At 70.5% G+C, this 21,261-nt stretch carries 19 protein-coding genes and 1 tRNA gene; 17 read left to right on the top strand and 3 right to left on the bottom strand.

The features are described from left to right. The first annotated feature begins 15 nt into the window (after positions 1 to 15). The 13 genes from LL946_RS16030 (at position 16) to LL946_RS16090 (ending at position 14,016) form a co-directional block, all read left to right on the top strand. Positions 16 to 252: an HGxxPAAW family protein gene (locus tag LL946_RS16030; RefSeq protein WP_404382394.1), complete on the top strand. Its 237-nt coding sequence runs from the start codon at positions 16 to 18 to the stop codon at positions 250 to 252. Between the two features lie 11 nt (positions 253 to 263). Further along, complete coding sequence (trpC, locus tag LL946_RS16035) at positions 264 to 1,082, top strand: indole-3-glycerol phosphate synthase TrpC (protein ID WP_404382396.1); 819 nt, start codon at positions 264 to 266, stop codon at positions 1,080 to 1,082. Then, on the top strand, positions 1,079 to 2,332 hold the full coding sequence (trpB, locus tag LL946_RS16040) for a tryptophan synthase subunit beta (protein WP_404382398.1): 1,254 nt from the start codon (positions 1,079 to 1,081) through the stop codon (positions 2,330 to 2,332). The genes trpC and trpB overlap by 4 nt, the downstream gene beginning before the upstream one ends. After that, on the top strand, positions 2,329 to 3,141 hold the full coding sequence (trpA, locus tag LL946_RS16045; protein WP_404382400.1) for a tryptophan synthase subunit alpha: 813 nt from the start codon (positions 2,329 to 2,331) through the stop codon (positions 3,139 to 3,141). Before trpB ends, trpA begins: the two co-directional genes overlap by 4 nt. Further along, on the top strand, positions 3,138 to 3,608 hold the full coding sequence (locus LL946_RS16050; RefSeq protein ID WP_404382402.1) for a MauE/DoxX family redox-associated membrane protein: 471 nt from the start codon (positions 3,138 to 3,140) through the stop codon (positions 3,606 to 3,608). Before trpA ends, LL946_RS16050 begins: the two co-directional genes overlap by 4 nt. 33 nt (positions 3,609 to 3,641) lie before the next feature. Beyond that, on the top strand, positions 3,642 to 4,409 hold the full coding sequence (locus LL946_RS16055; RefSeq protein WP_404382404.1) for a DsbA family protein: 768 nt from the start codon (positions 3,642 to 3,644) through the stop codon (positions 4,407 to 4,409). Continuing rightward, complete coding sequence (gene lgt / locus LL946_RS16060) at positions 4,406 to 5,266, top strand: prolipoprotein diacylglyceryl transferase (protein WP_404382406.1); 861 nt, start codon at positions 4,406 to 4,408, stop codon at positions 5,264 to 5,266. The genes LL946_RS16055 and lgt overlap by 4 nt, the downstream gene beginning before the upstream one ends. Positions 5,267 to 5,404: 138 nt before the next feature. Further along, a complete protein-coding gene (gene gltB / locus LL946_RS16065; RefSeq protein WP_404382408.1) occupies positions 5,405 to 9,949 on the top strand; it encodes a glutamate synthase large subunit in 4,545 nt (1,514 codons plus the stop codon). Beyond that, positions 9,942 to 11,402 carry a glutamate synthase subunit beta gene (locus tag LL946_RS16070; protein ID WP_404382410.1) on the top strand — a complete coding sequence of 487 codons (1,461 nt, stop codon included), beginning with the start codon at positions 9,942 to 9,944 and terminating at the stop codon, positions 11,400 to 11,402. Before gltB ends, LL946_RS16070 begins: the two co-directional genes overlap by 8 nt. Positions 11,403 to 11,445: 43 nt before the next feature. Continuing rightward, positions 11,446 to 12,903, top strand: a complete 1,458-nt coding sequence (pyk, locus tag LL946_RS16075; RefSeq protein WP_404382412.1) for a pyruvate kinase — start codon at positions 11,446 to 11,448, stop codon at positions 12,901 to 12,903. Positions 12,904 to 12,956: 53 nt separating this feature from the next. Further along, positions 12,957 to 13,039, top strand: a tRNA-Leu gene (locus LL946_RS16080). Between the two features lie 32 nt (positions 13,040 to 13,071). Continuing rightward, positions 13,072 to 13,683: an ANTAR domain-containing response regulator gene (locus LL946_RS16085; RefSeq protein ID WP_404382414.1), complete on the top strand. Its 612-nt coding sequence runs from the start codon at positions 13,072 to 13,074 to the stop codon at positions 13,681 to 13,683. Positions 13,684 to 13,686: 3 nt separating this feature from the next. After that, positions 13,687 to 14,016, top strand: coding sequence for a hypothetical protein (locus tag LL946_RS16090; RefSeq protein ID WP_404382416.1), 330 nt, complete (start codon positions 13,687 to 13,689; stop codon positions 14,014 to 14,016). A 61-nt stretch (positions 14,017 to 14,077) separates the two neighbouring features. On the opposite strand, the gene LL946_RS16095 is transcribed toward LL946_RS16090, so the two are convergent. After that, positions 14,078 to 14,866, bottom strand: coding sequence for a DUF554 domain-containing protein (locus tag LL946_RS16095; RefSeq protein WP_404382417.1), 789 nt, complete (start codon positions 14,864 to 14,866; stop codon positions 14,078 to 14,080). 117 nt (positions 14,867 to 14,983) lie between these two features. Between LL946_RS16095 and LL946_RS16100 the strand changes: the two genes are divergently transcribed. After that, positions 14,984 to 15,544, top strand: coding sequence for a GNAT family N-acetyltransferase (locus LL946_RS16100; protein ID WP_404382419.1), 561 nt, complete (start codon positions 14,984 to 14,986; stop codon positions 15,542 to 15,544). Between the two features lie 6 nt (positions 15,545 to 15,550). On the opposite strand, the gene LL946_RS16105 is transcribed toward LL946_RS16100, so the two are convergent. Further along, on the bottom strand, positions 15,551 to 15,961 hold the full coding sequence (locus LL946_RS16105) for a PaaI family thioesterase (protein ID WP_404386933.1): 411 nt from the start codon (positions 15,959 to 15,961) through the stop codon (positions 15,551 to 15,553). Between the two features lie 70 nt (positions 15,962 to 16,031). Here LL946_RS16105 and polA point away from each other — a divergent pair, with 70 nt between their 5' ends. The 3 genes from polA (at position 16,032) to LL946_RS16120 (ending at position 20,534) form a co-directional block, all read left to right on the top strand. Then, the gene (gene polA / locus LL946_RS16110; protein WP_404382421.1) at positions 16,032 to 18,713 is read left to right on the top strand and encodes a DNA polymerase I; all 2,682 of its coding nucleotides are present in this window, start codon (positions 16,032 to 16,034) and stop codon (positions 18,711 to 18,713) included. 223 nt (positions 18,714 to 18,936) lie between these two features. Continuing rightward, complete coding sequence (locus tag LL946_RS16115) at positions 18,937 to 19,314, top strand: hypothetical protein (protein ID WP_404382423.1); 378 nt, start codon at positions 18,937 to 18,939, stop codon at positions 19,312 to 19,314. Between the two features lie 194 nt (positions 19,315 to 19,508). Then, the gene (locus LL946_RS16120) at positions 19,509 to 20,534 is read left to right on the top strand and encodes a UDP-glucuronic acid decarboxylase family protein (RefSeq protein WP_404382425.1); all 1,026 of its coding nucleotides are present in this window, start codon (positions 19,509 to 19,511) and stop codon (positions 20,532 to 20,534) included. On the opposite strand, the gene LL946_RS16125 is transcribed toward LL946_RS16120, so the two are convergent. Then, positions 20,480 to 21,250: a class I SAM-dependent methyltransferase gene (locus tag LL946_RS16125; RefSeq protein ID WP_404382427.1), complete on the bottom strand. Its 771-nt coding sequence runs from the start codon at positions 21,248 to 21,250 to the stop codon at positions 20,480 to 20,482. The genes LL946_RS16120 and LL946_RS16125 overlap by 55 nt on opposite strands. Positions 21,251 to 21,261: the final 11 nt, after the last annotated feature.

A 21,261-nucleotide genomic window follows, 5' to 3' on the forward strand; every position in this document is an offset into this window, starting at 1 on the left:
TCTCCGGAGGCACCCATGGCTGATCACCACGACGACGACCACCACGGCCACAGCCTCGCTGCCTGGGTCATGGTCGGCATCGTGCTCGTCGCCACGGCCGTCATGTCGCTGGCGGTGGTGCTCGCCAACGTGCCGCTCTTCATCGGCGGTGTCGTGCTCACCATCATCGGTCTCGTCGCCGGCAAGGTGCTGGCACTCGCGGGCCACGGCGTCGACGGCGCGGTCGCACGCAGCGACAGCAACCTCTCCTGAGTCGCGCGCGCATGCCCACCGTGCTCGACGCCATCGTCGCCGGTGTGCGCGAAGACCTCGCCGTCCGCACCGCCCAGGTCAGCCAGTCCGACCTCGAGCGTCGCGTCGCGGCGATGCCGGCCTCTATCGACGCGGAGCAGCGGCTGCGTGAGCCCGGCCTCTCGCTCATCGCCGAGGTCAAGCGCGCCAGCCCCAGCAAGGGCCGTCTCGCGGACATCACCGACCCGGCGTCCCTGGCCTCCACCTACGCCGGGGCCGGCGCCACCGCGATCAGCGTCCTCACCGAGCAGCGCCGCTTCAACGGCCACCTCGACGACCTCGACAGCGTGCGGGCGGCGGTGTCGATCCCTGTGCTGCGCAAGGACTTCATGGTCACCGACTACCAGCTGTGGGAGGCGCGTGCGCACGGCGCCGACATCATCCTGCTCATCGTCGCCTCGCTGACCGACGCCGAGCTCACCCGCATGCACGCCCTCGCGCGCGAGCTCGGCATGACCGTGCTCGTCGAGGTGCACGACGAGGGTGAGACCCAGCGCGCGGTCGACGCCGGCGCGAGCGTCATCGGGGTCAACGCGCGCAACCTCAAGACGCTCGAGGTGCACCGCGACACCTTCTCCCGCCTCGTCCCGCTCATCCCGCCGGGCACGGTCACCGTCGCCGAGTCCGGGGTCTCCGGAGCCGCGGACGCGGCGATGTATGCCGCACAGGGAGCCGACGCGGTCCTCGTCGGCGAGGCCCTCGTGAGCGGTCCGGATCCCGCCGCGGCCGTGCGCGAGATCGTCGCGGCCGGCGCTGTGGGCCGGGCCGCGGGCACCGGGGCGGGGTCGTGACTGCCGGCCGGTTCGGCGCCTTCGGTGGACGCTACGTCCCCGAGGCGCTCATCCCCGCCCTCGAGCAGCTCGACGAGGCCCGGCTCACCGCGATGCAGGACCCGACCTTCCTCGCCGAGCTCGACCACCTGCACCGGACCTACACCGGACGGCCCAGCATCATCACCGAGGTGCCCCGGTTCGCCGCCCACGCGGGCGGCGCCCGGATCATCCTCAAGCGCGAGGACCTCAACCACACGGGGTCGCACAAGATCAACAACGTCATCGCCCAGGCGCTGCTCACCAAGCGCATGGGCAAGACCCGCGTCATCGCCGAGACCGGCGCCGGCCAGCACGGCGTCGCCACGGCCACCGCCGCCGCCCTCATGGGCCTCGAGTGCCGCGTCTACATGGGCAAGGTCGACACCGAGCGACAGGCCCTCAACGTCGCGCGGATGCGGATGCTCGGTGCCGAGGTCGTGGCGGTCGAGCACGGCAGCGCCACGCTCAAGGACGCGATCAACGAGGCCCTGCGCGACTGGGTGACCAACGTCGAGCACACCCACTACCTCATCGGCACCGTGACGGGTCCGCACCCGTTCCCCGAGATGGTGCGCGACTTCCACCGGATCATCGGTGTCGAGGCCCGCGAGCAGGTCCTCGAGCTCACCGGCCGCCTGCCCGACGCCGTCGTCGCGTGTGTGGGTGGCGGGTCCAACGCCATGGGCATCTTCCACCGGTTCATCGAGGACGAGGGCGTGCGCCTCATCGGCGTCGAGGCCGGGGGAGAGGGCCTCGAGGGTCGTCACGCGGCCCGCTTCGCCAGTGCCGTCCCGGGGGTCCTGCACGGCGCCATGAGCTACCTCATGCAGGACGAGGACGGCCAGACCGTCGAGTCCCACTCGGTGTCCGCCGGGCTCGACTACCCGAGCGTCGGCCCCGAGCACTCGTTCCTGCGTGACTCCGGTCGTGCCGAGTACGTCTACGCCACCGACGACCAGGCGATGGAGGCGTTCGCGCTCCTGTGCCGCACCGAGGGCATCATCCCCGCGATCGAGTCGGCCCACGCGCTGGCCGGGGCGCTCGTCCTCGGTCGCGAGCTCGGGCCCGACGCGACCATCCTCGTCAACCTCTCCGGGCGCGGCGACAAGGACATGCACACGGCGGCCGAGTGGTTCGGCCTCGTCGACGACGTCGTCGAGGACGAGATGGTCCCTCCGGGCGAGTCCGACGACCCGGGTGCCACCGGCGACGGACGGACCCAGCTGTGAACGCCGGGCTCGGCGTCGGCGACGTCCTGGCGCGGTGCCGCGCCGAGGGACGTGCGGCGCTCATCGGCTACCTCCCGGTCGGCTTCCCCGACGTCGAGGGCTCGATCCGCGCGATGGTCGCGATGGTCGAGTCCGGCGTCGACATCGTCGAGGTCGGCCTGCCCTACTCCGACCCGCTCATGGACGGACCTGTCATCCAGAACGCCGTCGAGACGGCCCTGGCAGCCGGGACGCACGTCGTCGACTCCCTGCGCGCGACGCGCGCGGTCCGCGACGCCGGGGCACCCGCGCTCGTCATGAGCTACTGGAACCTCATCCTGCGGCGGGGGGTCGACCGGTATGCCGCGGAGCTGGCTGCCGCCGGCGGCGCCGGCCTCATCACTCCCGACCTCATCCCCGACGAGGCCGACGAGTGGATCGCGGCCAGCGACCGCGAGGGTCTGGACCGGGTCTTCCTCGTCGCTCCGAGCTCGACCCCGGAGCGGCTCTCGCGCGTCACCGATGCCTGCCGGGGCTTCGTCTACGCCGCATCGACGATGGGAGTCACCGGCGAGCGCTCCAGCGTCGGGTCCTCGGCCCGTGAGCTCGTCGAGCGGACCCGGTCCGTGACCGACCTCCCCGTCTGCGTCGGCCTCGGTGTCTCGAACGGCGACCAGGCCGCCGAGCTCGCCCAGTACGCCGACGGCGTCATCGTCGGCACCGCCTTCGTCCGGACCCTCTCCGGCGACGGGGAACTCGGGGCCCGCCTCGACGCGTTGCGCGAGTTGACGGCCGACCTGGCCAGGGGAGTGAGGGAAGGAGCCCGGTGAACACGCGTGTCGCCGACGGGCTCGGGACGGTCGCCCGTCTCGTCATCGGCGCAGTGTTCCTCGTCGCAGGTGGCCTCAAGGTCACCACTCCCGAGGCCTCGGCCAAGGCGACCCAGGCCTACCAGGTCCTCCCGCACGACCTCGCGGCCTACGTCGGCTACGCCCTGCCCATCGTCGAGGTGGTGCTCGGCCTGCTGCTCCTGCTCGGCCTGTTCACCCGGACGGCGGCCGTCGTCACCTCCCTGCTCCTCGTCGTCTTCATCGCCGGCATCGCCCAGGCGTGGGCGCGCGGGCTCACCATCGACTGCGGGTGCTTCGGTGGCGGCGGGGCCGTCGCCGCCGACGAGGTGTCCTACCTGCCGCGCATCCTCGAGGACCTCGGGATGCTCGCCTGTGGCCTCTGGCTGTCGTGGCGGCCCGCCTCGCTGCTGTCCCTCGACCGGGCGCTCTTCCGCGCCGCAGACTGACCCGACCACCGCCCCTTCAGGAGACCCAGCACCATGGCCAAGAAGTCCAGACCCCAGAGCGCCCGCCAGGCCAAGATCGACGCGGTCCGCAAGGACTCCGGCGGGGGAGCGAACCGCATCGTCGTCGGGGCGGTCGTGGCCATCGTGGCCATCGTCGCCGTCGTGGGCGGTGTCGTCATCGCCGAGCGCAACAAGCAGGACCGTGTGGGCACGAGCACGGCCGTGCCCGCCGGTGCCTCCGCCATGGGTGAGGGCTTCGTCGCCAACAAGGACGTCACGCTCGTCGCCGGGGCTCCCACGCTCGACATCTACGAGGACTTCCAGTGCCCTGCCTGCGCCCAGTTCGAGCAGGTCATGGGTGGCACCGTCGTCGAGCTGGCTCAGCAGGGCAAGGTCAAGCTCGTCTACCACCTCAAGACCTTCCTCGACGCCAACCTCCGCACGACGCACTCGCTGACCATGGGCAACGCGGCGATGTGCGCCGCCGACGCGGGCAAGTTCCAGGCCTTCCACGACGCCGTCTACGCCAACATGCCGGCGCAGGAGGGGCAGGGGTGGACGCAGGCGCAGGTCAAGGGCTTCGCCGAGGGGGCCGGCATCGCCGGTGGCGCCCTCGAGGCATGGGAGACTTGCGTCGACGAGAGGAAGTACGCCACCTACGTCGAGTCCACCGAGGAGGCGTCGGGCAAGGCCGGCATCAACTCGACCCCGACCGTGGTCCTCGCCGGCGAGAAGCTCGACTTCAACGCCGTCCCGGACCCCGCCGCCCTCAAGGCCGCGGTCGAGGCGGCCACCACGTGATCCCCACCGACATCCCGAGCCCCACGGCCGGCGTCCTCCACCTCGGACCGCTGCCGATCCGCGGCTACGCCCTCTGCATCCTCCTCGGCATCGTCGTGGCGGTCTGGCTGACCGAACGCCGGATGCGCACCCGCGGAGGTGAGCCGGGGCAGGTGCTCGACGTCGCGGCATACGCCGTCGTGGCCGGCATCATCGGTGGGCGGCTCTACCACGTCATCACGACCCCCGACCCGTACTGGGGCGAGGGTGGCCGGCCGCTCGATGCCTTCAAGATCTGGGAGGGCGGCCTCGGGATCTGGGGTGCGGTCGCGCTCGGAGCCCTCGGGGCCTGGATCGGCTGCCGGCGGGTCGGCGTGCGGTTCCTCGACTTCGCCGACGCCGCGGCGCCCGGGGTCGCGATCGCCCAGGGCATCGGCCGCTGGGGCAACTGGTTCAACAACGAGCTCTACGGCGGGCCCACCGACCTCCCGTGGGGCCTGACGATCCACGAGTGGGACAACGGCGCCGGCCGGGCCGTCCGTGACGCCTCCGGCGACCCCGTCGTCCTCGGCACGTTCCACCCGACGTTCCTCTACGAGTTCGTCTGGGTCATGCTCCTGGCCGCCGTGCTGCTCTTCGTCGACCGGCGGTGGTCGCTCGCCCGGGGGCAGCTCTTCGGGCTCTACGTCGCCGGCTACCCGATCGGCCGGATCATCATCGAGAAGATGCGCACCGACGAGGCCGAGCTCATCTTCGGCCAGCGCCTCAACGTCTGGACGAGCATCGTCGTCTTCCTCATCGGCGTGGCAATCGTCGTCCACACCGGACGGCGCGCCCGGAGGGCCCAGGAGACGGAGACGCAACCATCCACGATGTGAGATTCACCCGCTCGCATTGCAAGACGGTTGTGGGCTAGCATCCGTCTCACGTGGCCACTGCTGTCCGCGTCCGATGACCTCCTGTGCCCGGACACCTCGTGCTCCCGGCCCCCGACTCCCTGAGGACGGTGACCCGACGTGTCTCCGACGCGCTTCTCCGCCCACCCGGCCGACACCGGTCTCTACCGGCGTGCCCACGAGCACGACGCCTGCGGTGTGGCCATGGTCGCCACGATGCGTGGCACCGCGGGCCACGACATCGTCGAGCACGCCCTCACGGCGCTGCGCAATCTCGACCACCGTGGTGCGACGGGCGCCGACCCGCTCGTCGGTGACGGCGCCGGCATCCTCCTCCAGGTCCCGGACGCCTTCTTCCGCGCCGTGCTCGACGTCGAGCTGCCCCCCGCCGGTGCCTACGCCGCCGGCATGGCCTACCTCCCCGTCGACGAGACCGAGCGCGCGGCCGCCGAGGAGCGCATCGCCCAGATCGCGACCGAGGAGGGCCTCGAGGTCCTCGGATGGCGCGACGTCCCGTCCGCACCCGAGCTCGTGGGCGAGATGGCACGAGCCTGTATGCCGTTCTTCCGCCAGCTCTTCGTCGCCGCTCCCGAGCGCTCGGTGCGCGACATCGAGCTCGACCGCCTCGCCTTCTGCCTGCGCAAGCGCGCCGAGCGCGAGGTCGAGGTCTACTTCCCGTCACTGTCGGCCCGCACGATCGTCTACAAGGGCATGCTCACGACCGGCCAGCTGGAGCCGTTCTTCCCCGACCTGTCCGACGAGCGGCTCGCCACCGAGCTGGCCCTGGTCCACTCGCGCTTCTCGACCAACACCTTCCCGAGCTGGCCGCTCGCGCACCCCTACCGGCTCATGGCGCACAACGGCGAGATCAACACCGTCAAGGGCAACCGCAACTGGATGCGGGCCCGCGAGAGCCAGCTCGTCTCCGACGTGTTCCGGGGCGACCTCAACCGTCTCTTCCCGACCTGCACGCCCGACGCGTCCGACTCGGCGAGCTTCGACGAGGTCCTCGAGCTCATCCACCTCGGTGGGCGCTCGCTCCCGCACGCCGTCCTCATGATGATCCCCGAGGCGTGGGAGAACCACGCCGAGATGGACCCCGCCCGGCGCGCCTTCTACGAGTTCCACTCGACGTTCATGGAGCCGTGGGACGGCCCGGCATGCGTCGCCTTCACCGACGGGACGCTCATCGGTGCGGTGCTCGACCGCAACGGCCTGCGGCCCGGGCGCTACTGGGTCACCGAGGACGGCCTCGTGGTCCTGGCGTCCGAGGCCGGGGTGCTCGACCTGCCCGCCGAGAAGGTCGTCAAGCGCGGCCGCCTCCAGCCGGGCCGGATGTTCCTCATCGACACCGCCGCCGGGCGCATCGTCAGCGACGACGAGGTCAAGTCCGAGCTGGCGGCCGAGCACCCCTACGAGGAGTGGCTGCACGCCGGTCTCCTCACGCTCGACGAGCTCCCCGAGCGCGAGCACATCATCCACACGGCCGCCTCCGTGGCGCGTCGCCAGCGCACCTTCGGCTACACCGAGGAGGAGCTCAAGATCATCCTCGCGCCGATGGCGCGCACGGGTGGCGAGGCCTTGGGTTCCATGGGCACCGACTCGCCCGTCGCGGTGCTCTCGGACAAGCCACGGCTGCTCTTCGACTACTTCACCCAGCTCTTCGCGCAGGTGACGAACCCGCCGCTCGACGCCATCCGCGAGGAGCTCGTCACCTCGCTCGGCACGGTCATCGGCCCCGAGGGCAACATGCTCGAGGCGTCCCCGGTGCACGCGCGCCAGGTCGTCCTGCCCTTCCCGGTCATCGACAACGACGAGCTCGCCAAGATCGTCCACATCAACGCCGACGGCGACCTGCCCGGTTACGCCACCCACGTCGTCCGGGGGACCTACCTCGTCGACGAGGGCGAGCCGGCCCTGCGTGCGCGGCTCGACGAGATCTGCGCCGAGGTCAGCGACGCGATCGCGCGTGGGGCGCGCTTCGTCGTCCTCTCCGACCGCGACTCCGACCGTGACCACGCGCCGATCCCGTCGCTGCTGCTCACCTCGGCGGTCCACCACCACCTCATCCGCGAGAAGACCCGCAACATGGTCGGCCTGCTCGTCGAGGCCGGCGACGTGCGCGAGGTCCACCACGTCGCCCTGCTTGTCGGCTACGGCGCGGCGGCGATCAACCCCTACCTCGCCATGGAGACGGTCGAGGACATGGTGCGGACCGGCGCGCTCACCGGCGTCACCGCCGAGGAGGCCGTCAAGAACCTCATCAAGGCGCTCGGCAAGGGCATCCTCAAGGTCATGTCCAAGATGGGCATCTCGACCGTGGCCTCCTACCGCGGCGCCCAGGTCTTCGAGGCGCTCGGTCTCTCGCAGGAGCTCATCGACCAGTACTTCACCGGCACCGTCTCCCAGCTCGGCGGCATCGGGCTCGACGTCGTCGCGGCCGAGACCGCTGCCCGGCACGACTCGGCCTACCCGACCGACGGCGTGATCCTGTCCCACCGCAAGCTGCGCGTCGGCGGCGAGTACCAGTGGCGTCGCGAGGGCGAGCCGCACCTCTTCGACCCGGACACGGTCTTCCGGCTCCAGCACGCGACGCGTGAGCGGCGCTACGACATCTTCAAGCAGTACACCGAGCGCATCGACAACCAGGCCGAGCGACTCATGACGCTGCGCGGCCTCTTCGAGCTCGGCGGCAACGGGCAGCGCCAGCCGATCCCGGTCGACGAGGTCGAGCCGGTGAGCGAGATCGTCAAGCGCTTCAACACCGGCGCGATGAGCTACGGGTCGATCAGCAAGGAGGCCCACGAGACGCTCGCCGTCGCGATGAACCGTCTCGGTGGCCGCTCCAACACCGGCGAGGGTGGCGAGGACCTCGAGCGGCTGCTCGACCCCGAGCGCCGCTCGGCGATCAAGCAGGTCGCCTCGGGACGCTTCGGTGTCACCTCGGTCTACCTCACGAACTCCGACGACATCCAGATCAAGATGGCGCAGGGTGCCAAGCCCGGCGAGGGTGGCCAGCTGCCCGGTCCCAAGGTCTACCCGTGGGTGGCCCGGACGCGGCACAGCACGCCGGGCGTCGGCCTCATCAGCCCGCCGCCGCACCACGACATCTACTCGATCGAGGACCTCGCCCAGCTCATCCACGACCTCAAGAACGCCAACCCGTCGGCCCGGATCCACGTCAAGCTGGTCTCCGAGATCGGGGTCGGCACGGTCGCCGCGGGCGTGTCCAAGGCCCACGCGGACGTCGTCCTCATCTCCGGCCACGACGGCGGGACGGGTGCCTCGCCGCTCACCTCGCTCAAGCACGCCGGTGGGCCGTGGGAGCTCGGCCTCGCCGAGACGCAGCAGACGCTCGTCCTCAACGGGCTGCGCGACCGGATCGTGGTGCAGGTCGACGGCCAGATCAAGACCGGTCGCGACGTCGTCATCGCCGCCCTCCTCGGCGCCGAGGAGTTCGGCTTCGCCACGGCGCCGCTGGTCGTGAGCGGCTGCATCCTCATGCGGGTCTGCCACCTCGACACCTGTCCCGTCGGCATCGCCACCCAGAACCCCGAGCTGCGCTCGCGCTACTCCGGCAAGCCCGAGTTCGTCGAGACCTTCTTCGAGTACATCGGCGAGGAGGTGCGCGAGCACCTCGCCTCGCTCGGCTTCCGCAGCATCGAGGAGGCCGTCGGCCAGATCAGCGCGCTCGACACCAGCAAGGCCGTTCAGCACTGGAAGGCGTCGGGTCTCGACCTGGCACCGATCCTCGCGGAGGTCGAGAGCCCCGACGGTTCCGGCAAGCGCCACGCGATCGGGCAGGACCACGGCCTCGAGAAGGCCCTGGACCACCAGCTCATCGCCGTGGCCCGCGAGGCCATCGACGACGGCACGCCCGTCACCGGCGAGTTCTCGGTCCGCAACGTCAACCGCACGGTCGGCACGATGCTCGGCCACGAGGTCACCCGTGTTCACTCGTCCGGCCTCCCCGACGGGACGATCGACCTCACCCTGCGCGGCTCTGCGGGCCAGAGCTTCGGCGCGTTCGTCCCCAAGGGTGTGACGCTGCGCCTCGTCGGCGACGCCAACGACTACGTCGGCAAGGGCCTGTCCGGTGGACGCATCGTCGTCGCGCCGGACCCGTCAGCACCGCTCACGGCCGAGGACAACGTCATCGCCGGCAACGTCATCGGCTACGGCGCCACGTCGGGAGAGATCTTCCTGCGCGGCCGGGTCGGCGAGCGCTTCTGCGTCCGCAACTCCGGTGTCACGGCCGTCGTCGAGGGCGTGGGCGACCACGGCCTCGAGTACATGACCGGTGGCCTGGTGCTCGTCCTGGGTTCGACCGGGCGCAACGTCGCGGCCGGCATGTCCGGTGGCGTCGCCTACGTGCTCGACCTCGACGAGTCCCGGGTCAACCGTGAGCTCGTCGACGTCTCGCCGCTGCGCGAGGGCGACGTCCCCGTGGTGCGCGACCTCCTCGAACGACACCGTGAGCTCACCGGGTCCTCCGTGGCCACCCGGCTGCTCGACGAGTGGGAGTCGGCGCGTGGCCGCTTCTCGCTCATCCTTCCCCGCGACTACCAGCGTGTCCTCGACGTGCGTGCCGCCGCCGAGGCCGAGGGCCTCGACCTCGACGGCACCGAGGTCTGGGACCGGATCATGGAGGCATCCCGTGGCTGACCCCCAAGGCTTTCTCAAGACCCGTGAGCGTGAGCTCCCCGCCCGCCGCCCCGTGCCCGTCCGGATCAAGGACTGGCGCGAGGTCTACGAGGAGCAGGAGCTCGGGCAGCTCCAGCGCCAGGCCGGCCGCTGCATGGACTGCGGCATCCCGTTCTGCCACAGCGGGTGTCCTCTCGGCAACCTCATCCCGGAGTGGAACGACCTCGCGTGGAAGGGCGACTGGCGCTCGGCGATCGAGCGGCTGCACGCCACCAACAACTTCCCGGAGTTCACCGGTCGGCTCTGCCCTGCCCCGTGCGAGACCGCCTGCGTCCTCGGGATCAACCAGCCCGCGGTGACGATCAAGCAGGTCGAGGTGACGACCATCGAGAAGGCCTTCGCCGACGGTGGTGTCTCGCCCCGCCCGCCGGAGCGCCTCTCGGGCAAGACCGTGGCCGTGGTGGGCTCAGGTCCGGCCGGGCTCGCCGCCGCCCAGCAGCTCACCCGAGCCGGTCACACCGTCGCCGTCTACGAGCGCGCCGACCGCCCCGGTGGCCTGCTCCGCTACGGCATCCCAGAGTTCAAGATGGAGAAGTCCGTCCTCGACCGTCGCCTCCAGCAGATGCAGGCCGAGGGCACGCGCTTCCGCAGCTCGGTCGACGTCGGCAACGACGTGACGTGGGAGCAGCTGCGCGCCCGCTACGACGCCGTCGTCATCGCGATGGGCGCGACCGTCGCGCGCGATCTCGACGTCCCCGGCCGCCAGGTCGAGGGAGTCATGCAGGCCATGGACTTCCTGCCTCCCGCCAACCGCGTCGCCATCGGCGAGAGCGTCGACGGACAGGTCACGGCTGAGGGCAAGGACGTCATCGTCATCGGTGGTGGCGACACCGGGGCCGACTGCATCGGCACCTCGCACCGGCAGGGCGCGCGCTCGGTCACGAGCCTCGAGATCATGCCCCAGCCGGGGGAGGACCGCGCACCGGGCCAGCCGTGGCCGACCTACCCGATGACCTTCCGGGTCGCCTCGGCGCACGAGGAGGGCGGCGAGCGCCTGTATGCCGTGAACACCCAGGAGATCCTCGCCGACGACGAGGGTCGCGTCAGCGGTCTGCGCATCCAGGAGGTGCGGCGGGGCGAGAGCGGCTTCGAGCCGGTCGAGGGCACCGAGCGGGTCATCCCCGCCCAGCTCGTCCTGCTCGCGATGGGCTTCCTCGGGCCGCAGACCGAGTCGCTCGTGTCCCAGCTCGGTGTCGACCTCGACGAGCGCTCCAACGTGCAGCGTGGCTCGGACTACATGTCGAGCGTGCCCGGAGTCTTCGTCGCCGGCGACGCCGGTCGCGGCCAGTCGCTCATCGTCTGGGCCATCGCCGAGGGCCGTGCGGCGGCCCACCACGTCGACGCCTGGCTCTCCGGGAAGCCGTCGCGGCTGCCCCGTCCCGTCAACCCGACGGACCGCCCTCTCACCGTGTGACCCACGTCACCGGCTCAACGCCTCCATCGTTAGGCTTGCGACCATGCGCCGCGCCAAGATCGTCTGCACCCTGGGTCCGTCCACCTCCAGCCCCGAACAGCTCCGCGAGCTCGTCCGGTCGGGGATGGACGTGGCCCGGTTCAACCTCTCCCACGGAGACCTCGCCGAGCACGCCCGCGTCTACCTCGACGTGCGGCGGGCGAGCGACGAGACCGGTCACGCCGTAGGCATCCTCGCCGACCTCCAGGGCCCCAAGATCCGCACCGCCCGGTTCAAGGACGGCTCGGTCATGCTCGAGGAGGGGGCCCGCTTCACGATCACCAACCGCGACGTCGAGGGCACCAAGGAGGTCGTCGGCACGACGTATGCCGGCCTGCCGTCCGACGTGTCCGCCGGAGACACGATCCTCATCGACGACGGCAAGCTCAACCTGCGCGTGGTCGAGTCCGACGACACCGACATCGTCTGCGAGGTCGTCGAGGGCGGGGTGCTGAGCAACAACAAGGGCATCAACGTGCCGGGCGCCGCGATGAGCGTGCCGGCCCTGTCCGAGAAGGACGAGGAGGACCTGCGCTGGGCCCTCGAGCAGCGCGTCGACATGATCGCGCTCTCGTTCGTCCGCAGCGCCGCCGACATCGAGCCGGTGCACAAGATCATGGACGAGCAGGGCGTCCGGCTCCCGGTCATCGCCAAGATCGAGAAGCCGCAGGCGGTCGACAACCTCGACGAGATCGTCCGGGCGTTCGACGGGCTGATGGTGGCCCGTGGCGACCTCGGCGTCGAGATGCCGCTCGAGACCGTGCCGCTCGTCCAGAAGCGGGCGTGCGAGCTCGGGCGGCGCCACGCCAAGCCGGTCATCGTCGCCACCCAGGTGCTCGAGTCGATGATCACCAACAGCCGGCCCACCCGCGCCGAGGCCTCCGACGCCGCCAACGCGGTGCTCGACGGCGCAGACGCGCTCATGCTGTCGGGTGAGACGAGCGTGGGCGCCCACCCCATGGAGGCGGTGAGCACCATGGCGCGCATCATCGAGAACACCGAGGAGCACGGTCTGGGTCGCATCCGCCCGCTCGACACCAAGCCGCGGACCAAGGGTGGCGCCGTGACGGCGGCCGCCGCCGAGATCGGTGAGCTCCTCGGCTGCAAGTTCCTCGTGACCTTCACCGTCGGTGGCGACAGCGCCCGCCGGCTGGCGCGGGTACGGCCCCGCATCCCGATGCTCGCGTTCACCCCGCACCAGTGGACCCGCTCGCAGCTCGCGCTGACGTGGGGTGTCGAGACCTTCCTCACCAAGCAGCCGGTGCACACGGACGACTACGCCGTCCAGGTCGACGAGGAGCTGATCGCCTGCGGGCGCGCGGTCGAGGGCGACCTCGTCGTCATCGTCGCCGGCTCGCCCCCCGGCATCCCGGGGTCCACCAACGCCCTTCGCGTGCACCGCATCGGAGACGCCAAGAACAGGACGGCACCGGCATACGAGTCCGTCTCCTCGACCCCCTGAGGGGCACGCCGACACGACCACCTGGGCACCGCCGGTAGGATGTGTCGACGCCCGCCGGGGTGGTGGAATGGCAGACACGGAGCACTCAAAATGCTTTGCCCGCAAGGGCGTGCGGGTTCAAGTCCCGCCCTCGGCACCCCCGGACCCACCGTCCCCTAGGCTGCTCTCGTGAGCGACACGACCAGCGACAGCCCAGCCCCTGCCCCTGCCAAGCGCATCCTCGTGGCCGAGGACGAGGCGATCATCCGGATCGACCTCGCCGAGATGCTCGGGGAGGCCGGCTACGACGTCGTGGGTCAGGCGAGCAACGGTGAGCAGGCCGTCGAGCTCGCCACCGAGCTCCGCCCCGACCTCGTCATCATGGACGTCAAGATGCCCGTCCTCGACGGGATCTCGGCCGCCGAGCAGATCGGCAAGGAGCGGATCTGCCCCGTCGTCATGCTCACCGCGTTCAGCCAGACCGAGCTCGTCGAGCGCGCCCGCGACGCCGGTGTCATGGCCTACATCGTCAAGCCGTTCACGGCGACTGACGTCGTACCGGCCATCGACATCGCGCTGTCCCGCTGGGGCGAGCTCAAGGAGCTCGAGAGCGAGGTCGCCGACCTCGGTGAGCGCCTCGAGACCCGCAAGGCCGTCGACCGGGCCAAGGGCGTGCTCATGACCAAGCTCAAGATCACCGAGTCCGAGGCGTTCCGGTGGATCCAGAAGACGGCGATGGACCGCCGCATGGGCATGCGTGAGGTCGCCGACGCCGTCGTCGCGGGCATGGAGAAGGCCTGACCCGTGTCGTGGGTCCGGTGGCTCGAGGTCGTCGGATGGGTCGTCTTCTGGGCCGGCATCCTCACGATGTTCGCCCGGCTCGCCCTGCGCCGGACCTCGGTGCGCGACAAGTACCGCACCGGCTGGATCCTCGCCCTCACGATGATCGTCAGCAGCCCGCTCCTGGCCATCGTCTACACCCTCGGCGCACTCGACGTGGTGGACACGTTGTTCTCCGGGAGCGGTCGCCGCGGCCCGGGCTTCATGGCGGTGACCGCGATCGTCATGACCGTCCTGGCGCCGGGTGCGTTGCGTCGCACCCGGCGCGGCCTGGCGGAGACGTCCGGCTCCTGAAGGGGCCCCACGTGCCGTGACGACGATCCCGTATGCCGGCCGGTCGGCATACGGGACGAACTCACCTCAGCGCGATGACGACCTGGGTGAGCAGGGGAGCGACGACGAGGGCCGGAAGCATGTCCGCGACGGGCACGTCCTTGACCCGGAGCAGGCGCAGGCCGATACCGGCCAGCATGAGCCCGCCCGTCGCGGTGAGCGCGAGGATGTGCGGCTCCGGGAGGACCGAGCCGAGCAGGACGCCGACGACGGTCAGGGCTCCCTGGACGACGGCGACCGACCCGGCCGACAGCAGCACCCCGACACCGAAGGTCGACGCGAACGCCAGGGCTGCGAAGCCGTCGAGGACCGACTTGAGGAGCAGCTGGTCGATCCCACGGCCGAGGCCGTCGGAGAGGGAGCCGAGGATCGTGAGCGGGCCGACGCAGAAGAGCAGGGAGGCGCTGAGCCAGCCCTCGATGAACTTCTCGCGGGCGCTCGTGCCCTGCGCGTCGTCGTCGGTGTCGGCGAGGGCGGGGGAGCGACGGGCGAACCAGGCCTCGATGGTCCCGGCCAGGGACTCGAGCCGGTCACCGATCCGGAGGAGCGACCCGATGATCGAGCCGATGAGCAGCGACCCCAGGACGATGAGCACGGGTGCGCCGGAGCCGGTCGCGTCCGAGAGGACGCGGTCGGTGACGCTCACCGCAGACAGGCCGGCCATGAGCAGGGTGGTCAGCCCCAGGCAGTCGGTGACGACCGATCGGGTGCGGTCGGGGAAGCGGTGACCGATGGCCATCCCGGCGAGGGCACCGACGACGACCGTGACGATGTTGATGACCGTGCCGAGGCCGGGAAACGAGGGATCCACGGCGCGAACTCTACGTTTCGGCAGAACAATCTGTGCGGAGGGCTTCCGCGAGGTGCGACCGCCCCGTAATGTCAGCATGTCAACCGCGCAGGGGGCTGTGAGGTCGAGGAGGCGCCGGTGCCGCGCAACATGGTCGAGGTCTCTGCCGTGCCCAAGGACGACATCGAGGACCTCGTCGGTCTGTGGTTGGCGGCCAAGGTCGACTCCGGTGTGCCGCTCGAGGTGGCCACGCGCTTCGCCAACGACGGCAGGTTCGCCGCCGCGCTCGCCCGGCCCGACGTCTGGGCCCATGTCGCGCGGATCGACGGCCGGCCGGTCGGCTACGTCATGACCTCGGAGAACCCGTTCGGGCTGAGCCCCGACCCGGAGATCGCCGTCGAGCAGCTCTACGTCGACCCTGCGGTGCGCCGTCACGGCGTCGCCCGGTCGCTGCTCTGTGCCGTCGTCGGCCTCGCCGAGCGCTCCGGATCCGACGTCATCGTGAGCAACGTCCCCACGCAGAGCCGTGAGGCACACCGCTTCTTCGCCCGGCTCGGCTTCTCCTCGGTCATCGTCCGCCGCGTCGTGGGCACCAGCGCCCTGCGGCGGCGGCTCTCGCCGAGCGGCGGCGTGGGGTCGGCCGTGGACCAGCTCATCCGTCGCCGTCGTTCGCTGCGGGCGGTTTCGCGCGCCAGCTGAAAGGGGTCAGGCGCCGGGGGGCGCCTCGCGCACGAGGCAGGTGATGCGCGACGTGCAGACCCGGCGACCGTCCTCGTCGGTGACGACGACCTCCCACGAACAGAGCGTGTTGCCCAGCGAGATCGGGGTGGCCACGCCGGTCACGAGGCCACCACGCGCTGCGCGGTGGTGCGTCGCGTTGATGTCGGTGCCGACGACGATCCGGTTCGGTCCCGCGTGGATCGCCGAGCCGATGGACCCGAGGCTCTCGGCCAGCACCACCGACGCGCCGCCGTGCAGGAGTCCGTAGGGCTGGGTGTTGCCCTCGACCGGCATCGTCGCGACGACGCGCTCGGGGGATGCCTCGGTGATCTCGATCCCCATGCGGTGGTTGAGCGAGTTCGGGTTGAGCGACTCCAACTGCTCGACGAGGGACATGACGTCCTGCGGTGCGCTGCTCATGTGGTCGCCTTCTCTGCTGTCGGGGGCTGGACATAGGCTGCCATGCGTGAGTCGCCTCCTTCTCCTCGACGGTCATTCCCTTGCCTACCGCGCGTTCTTCGCGTTGCCGGTGGAGAACTTCTCGACGAGCACCGGTCAGCACACCAACGGCGTCTACGGCTTCACCTCGATGCTCATCAACGTGCTGCGTGACGAGGCCCCCACCCACGTGGCCGTGGCCTTCGACGTCTCGCGACAGACCTTCCGCTCGGAGGAGTACGCCGACTACAAGGCGACCCGATCCGCCACGCCGAGCGAGTTCCAGGGGCAGGTCGCGCTCGTGCGTGAGGTGCTCGACGCGCTGCGCATCAAGCACGTCCAGGTCGACGGCTTCGAGGCCGACGACGTCATCGCCACGCTGACGACCATGGCCGAGGCCGAGGGCATGGAGGTCGTCATCTGCACCGGCGACCGCGACGCCTTCCAGCTCGTCACCGACAGGGTCTCGCTCATCTATCCCGTGCGCGGCGTCTCCGACGTGTGGCGGATGGACCCCAAGGCGGTGGAGGAGAAGTACCTCGTGCCGCCCGAGCGCTACAGCGACCTTGCTGCCCTCGTCGGCGAGACGAGTGACAACCTGCCCGGTGTCCCCGGGGTCGGGCCCAAGACCGCGGCCAAGTGGCTCGGTCTCTACGGCGACCTCGCCGGCGTCGTCGCCCACGCCGACGAGATCAAGGGCAAGGCGGGGGAGTCGCTGCGCGAGCACCTCGGCGGCGTGCTGCGCAACCGTCGGCTCAACCAGCTCGTCCGCGACCTGAGCCTGCCCGTGACGATCGCCGACCTCGAGCGGGCCTCGTGGGACCGCGAGGAGGTCCACCAGGTCTTCGACGGCCTCGAGTTCCGCGTGCTGCGCGAGCGGCTCTTCGAGACCTTCGACGCCGCACCCGACGAGGCCGAGGGCGGCTTCGACCTCGACGCCTCCGTCCTGACCGCCGCCGACGTCAAGGACTGGCTCGACGAGCACGCCGGCGGACCCGACCCGACGGGCGTGCACGTCGTCGGCGTGTGGGGTCGCGGGACCGGCGACGTCACCGCGGTGGGGCTGGCCACGGCAGGTGACGCCGCGGCATACATCGACGTGACCGAGCTCGACGAAGCGGGAGAGAAGGCGCTCGCCGACTGGCTCGCGGACGCGTCGCGTCCCAAGGTCCTCCACGACCTCAAGGGCCAGCTGCACGCGCTCGCGGCGCGGGGTATGCCGTTGCGCGGAGTCGCGATGGACACCGCCCTCGCCGCCTACCTCGTCAAGCCCGACCAGCGCAGCTTCGACCTCGCCGACCTCGTCGTGCGCCACCTCGGGCGCGAGCTCAAGGCCGAGGACCACGGCAACCCGCAAGGCGTGCTCGAGCTGTCTCTTGAGGGCACCGAGGACACGGTCGTCGGGCAGGACGCCATGGTGCGTGCAAGGGCGGTGCTCGACCTGTCGGTGCCCCTGGCCGAGCAGCTCGAGGCCACCGGCGGCACCGAGCTGCTGCGCGACCTCGAGCTGCCGCTCGTCGAGATCCTCGCCTCGATGGAGCGCACCGGCATCGCCGTCGACACCGATGCCCTGAGCGCGCTCGAGGCCGACTTCGCCGCCAAGGTGCGCGAGGCCCAGCTCGACGCCTACGACGCCATCGGCGGCGACGAGATCAACCTCGGCTCGCCCAAGCAGCTCCAGACGGTCCTCTTCGAGACGCTCGGGCTGCCCAAGACCCGTCGCACGAAGACGGGCTACACGACGGACGCCGACGCGCTGACCGACCTCTTCGCCAAGACCGAGCACCCCTTCCTCGAGGCGCTGCTCCGGCACCGCGACGCGACCCGCCTCCGCATCACGGTCGAGGGCCTCATCAAGTCGGTCGCCGAGGACCAGCGGATCCACACGACCTACATCCAGACGATCGCGGCGACCGGTCGCCTCAGCTCGACCGACCCCAACCTCCAGAACGTGCCGATCCGCACCGAGGAGGGCCGCCGCATCCGCGAGGTCTTCGTCGTCGGCGACGGCTACGAGTCCCTCATGAGCGCGGACTACAGCCAGATCGAGATGCGGATCATGGCGCACCTCTCCGGCGACGAGGGCCTCATCGAGGCGTTCCGCACCGGAGAGGACCTCCACCGCTTCGTCGGCGCCCGGGTGTTCTCGGTCGAGCCCGAGGACGTCACCGCCGAGATGCGGAGCAAGGTCAAGGCGATGAGCTACGGCCTCGCCTACGGTCTGTCCGCCTTCGGGCTGTCCAAGCAGCTGACCATCTCGACCGGCGAGGCACAGGGCCTCATGGACGAGTACTTCGCGCGCTTCGGTGGTGTCCGCGACTACCTCCGCGAGGTCGTGGCCGAGGCTCGGGCCACGGGCTACACCGCGACGATGCTGGGTCGCCGTCGCTACCTCCCCGACCTCACGAGCGACAACCGGCAGCGCCGTGAGGGGGCCGAGCGGATGGCGCTCAACGCCCCCATCCAGGGCTCCGCGGCCGACATCATCAAGCTCGCGATGATGGGCGTCGACAAGGCGCTGCGCGAGTCCGGCGCCCAGTCGCGGATGCTGCTCCAGGTCCACGACGAGCTCGTCCTCGAGGTGGCCAAGGGTGAGCGCGAGGACGTCGAGGCGCTGGTGCGCCGCGAGATGGGCAACGCCATCGAGCTGGACGTCCCGCTCGACGTGAGTGTGGGGCTCGGTCGCAGCTGGCACGACGCCGCGCACTGATCCCGCGCGCCGACCTCGGCGACGGCGCCGTTGGCCTCGGCGTGGCGCGCCCGCTTCGGCTGTGGCCGCGCCGAGTGAGCGTCGGCCGGGTTCCCGTCGGACCCAGCGTCGGTCACACCGAGTTCGTCGTTCGTGGGTTCGTGGCCGCGGTGCGGTCGTAGTCTGCGGACATCGGCTCCCGCGACGCCAGCGTCGCCGGCGCTGTTGGACGGACGGAGCAGGCATGCAGATCACTCGGTTGGTCAACGTCGCCATCGGAGTCCTGACGCTCGTCGTGAGCCTGGTGGCGTCGGTGTGGCGCTACGAGGCCGACCGGTCCTTCGGCCCGTCGCTGCTGCTCACCTCGGCCATCTTCGGCTTCGTCGCCATCACCCTCGTCATCACCCGGAGGCGGCGCCCCTCGCCGGGGACTGCGCCGATGAGCGCGGGACTGGTGTGGCTCGTGCTGCTCGTCCTCACGACGGTCTCGATGTGGGACCTCATCCCGTCTGCCCAGCGCCCGGCGTTCGGGCTCATGCTCGCCGTCGTCGTGGGCGTCGTGCTCGGTGCAGCGGCAGGACCGAGCGTCGACCTCGGACCCCACGACGACGACCGACGCTGAGTCGGTGTTGGGGGGCGCGGACCACCGAGCCCGCCAGGGCGGTGTGCGAAGCGGGATGGCACGTCCGAGAGAGGTCCAACCGGATGTCGATCGTCCGCGCGAGGGAGGGCCGGCGCCGCTCCGGATGGTGACCCGCGCCACCCGCGTCACAGAGGGAAGTTGGGGGAGTTCTCCAGCGTCTAGGGTTGGCGCCCATGGCTGACCAACACGAACTCCACCCCCTCGTCGAGGGACAGACCTCCGAGGAGGCCCGACCCCGGCGAGCCGTGGTCACCGGTGGGGCTGGCTTCCTCGGCTCCCACCTGTGCGAGCGCCTGCTCGACCTCGGACACGAGGTCGTGTGCGTCGACAACTTCGTGACCGGCAGCCCCGACAACATCGAGCACCTGCTCGGGCGTCCTGGCTTCACGGTGATGCGGGCCGACGTCAGCCACGGCGTCACCGTGCCGGGTCCGGTCGGCTACGTGCTGCACTTCGCATCGCCAGCCTCGCCCGTCGACTACCTCCGCCTGCCGATCGAGACCCTGTCGGTCGGCTCACGAGGCACCTTCCACGCGCTCGACCTCGCCGTGCACAAGGGAGCTCGCTTCCTGCTTGCCTCTACATCGGAGGTGTACGGCGACCCCAGCATCCACCCTCAGCCGGAGTCCTACTGGGGCAACGTCAACCCCGTCGGCCCGCGCGGGGTGTACGACGAGGCCAAGCGGTTCAGCGAGGCCCTCACCACGGCATACCGGAGCACGTATGGACTGGATGCGTCCATCGCCCGGATCTTCAACACTTACGGACCGCGCATGAGGCCCGACGACGGTCGCGCCATCCCCAACTTCATCGCGCAGGCCCTCTCCGGCGAGGACCTCACCGTGTTCGGTGACGGTCTCCAGACGCGCAGCATCTGCTTCGTCGACGACGAGGTCGCTGGTCTGACGGCGCTGCTGATGTCGCACCACCCCGGACCGATGAACATCGGCAACCCCGACGAGATCTCGATGCTGGACCTCGCTCGCAAGATCATCGAGCTCACCGGGAGTGACTCGAAGGTGGCGTTCGACCGCCTTCCCGTGGACGACCCGCGAGTGCGTCAGCCTGACGTGACCCTGGCGTCGAGGGAGCTCGGCTGGACCCCGCAGCACTCGATGACCGACGGCCTCCAGCGGACGATCGACTACTTCCGGTCGCTGCGGTCTTCGGGTCCGGGCTTGGTCACCACATACAGGTAGGAGATCCATGGGGGTCCGGCCATCGTGTCGTCGCGCACGGTGACGATGTCCCCGCCGGCAGCCGCGACTGCGGCCTCGACCTCGGTTCTGGACATGGCGTGGAACTCCATGACGGATCGGTAGCCGTAGCGGTGGCGTCGATAGATGTTCTGAACCGGGTTGGGCAGCCGTCGGACCCAGCCCGTGAGTGATCGGTCGGCGTGACTCGGCACGGTGAACACCGCGACGCCGTGGGGGCGGAGAACACGGACGAACTCCCGCAGGTAGGCGGACTTCAGCGCATTGTTCATGTGCTGCAGCACGACAATGCTCAGGACGAGATCAACCGAGTCGGAGTCGATCACCCCGAGATGGTCGGCGGAGTTGGTGACGAAGCTGGCCCGCTCCCGGTGAGGGTTGCGCTCGAGGTTCTCCCTGACCGCGAGAGCAGTCATTGACTCGGCGATGTCGAGACCCACCACCTTGGCGTAGGCCGACGACAGGGCCTGCGTGAGGCGACCCGCGCCGCTCCCGAAGTCCACGGCCACCTCTCTGCGTGCACCGACACCGAGCTCGTCGAGGAGGTCGAGGTACCTGCGGACCTCCTGGACTCCTGTGGCGAAGAAGTCGTCGCGCGTCCACCTGTTCCCGTGGCGCGTCGGGTCGGCGAGGATCGCCCACATGGGGTCGACGCGGCCGAGGTCGTCCCAGTTGCGCTGCAAGTGCGTCAGGTCCACCGAGGTCCCTT

It is taken from the genome of Knoellia locipacati (assembly GCF_044791685.1).
In the GTDB taxonomy this organism is placed as follows: Bacteria; Actinomycetota; Actinomycetes; order Actinomycetales; family Dermatophilaceae; genus Knoellia; species Knoellia locipacati_A.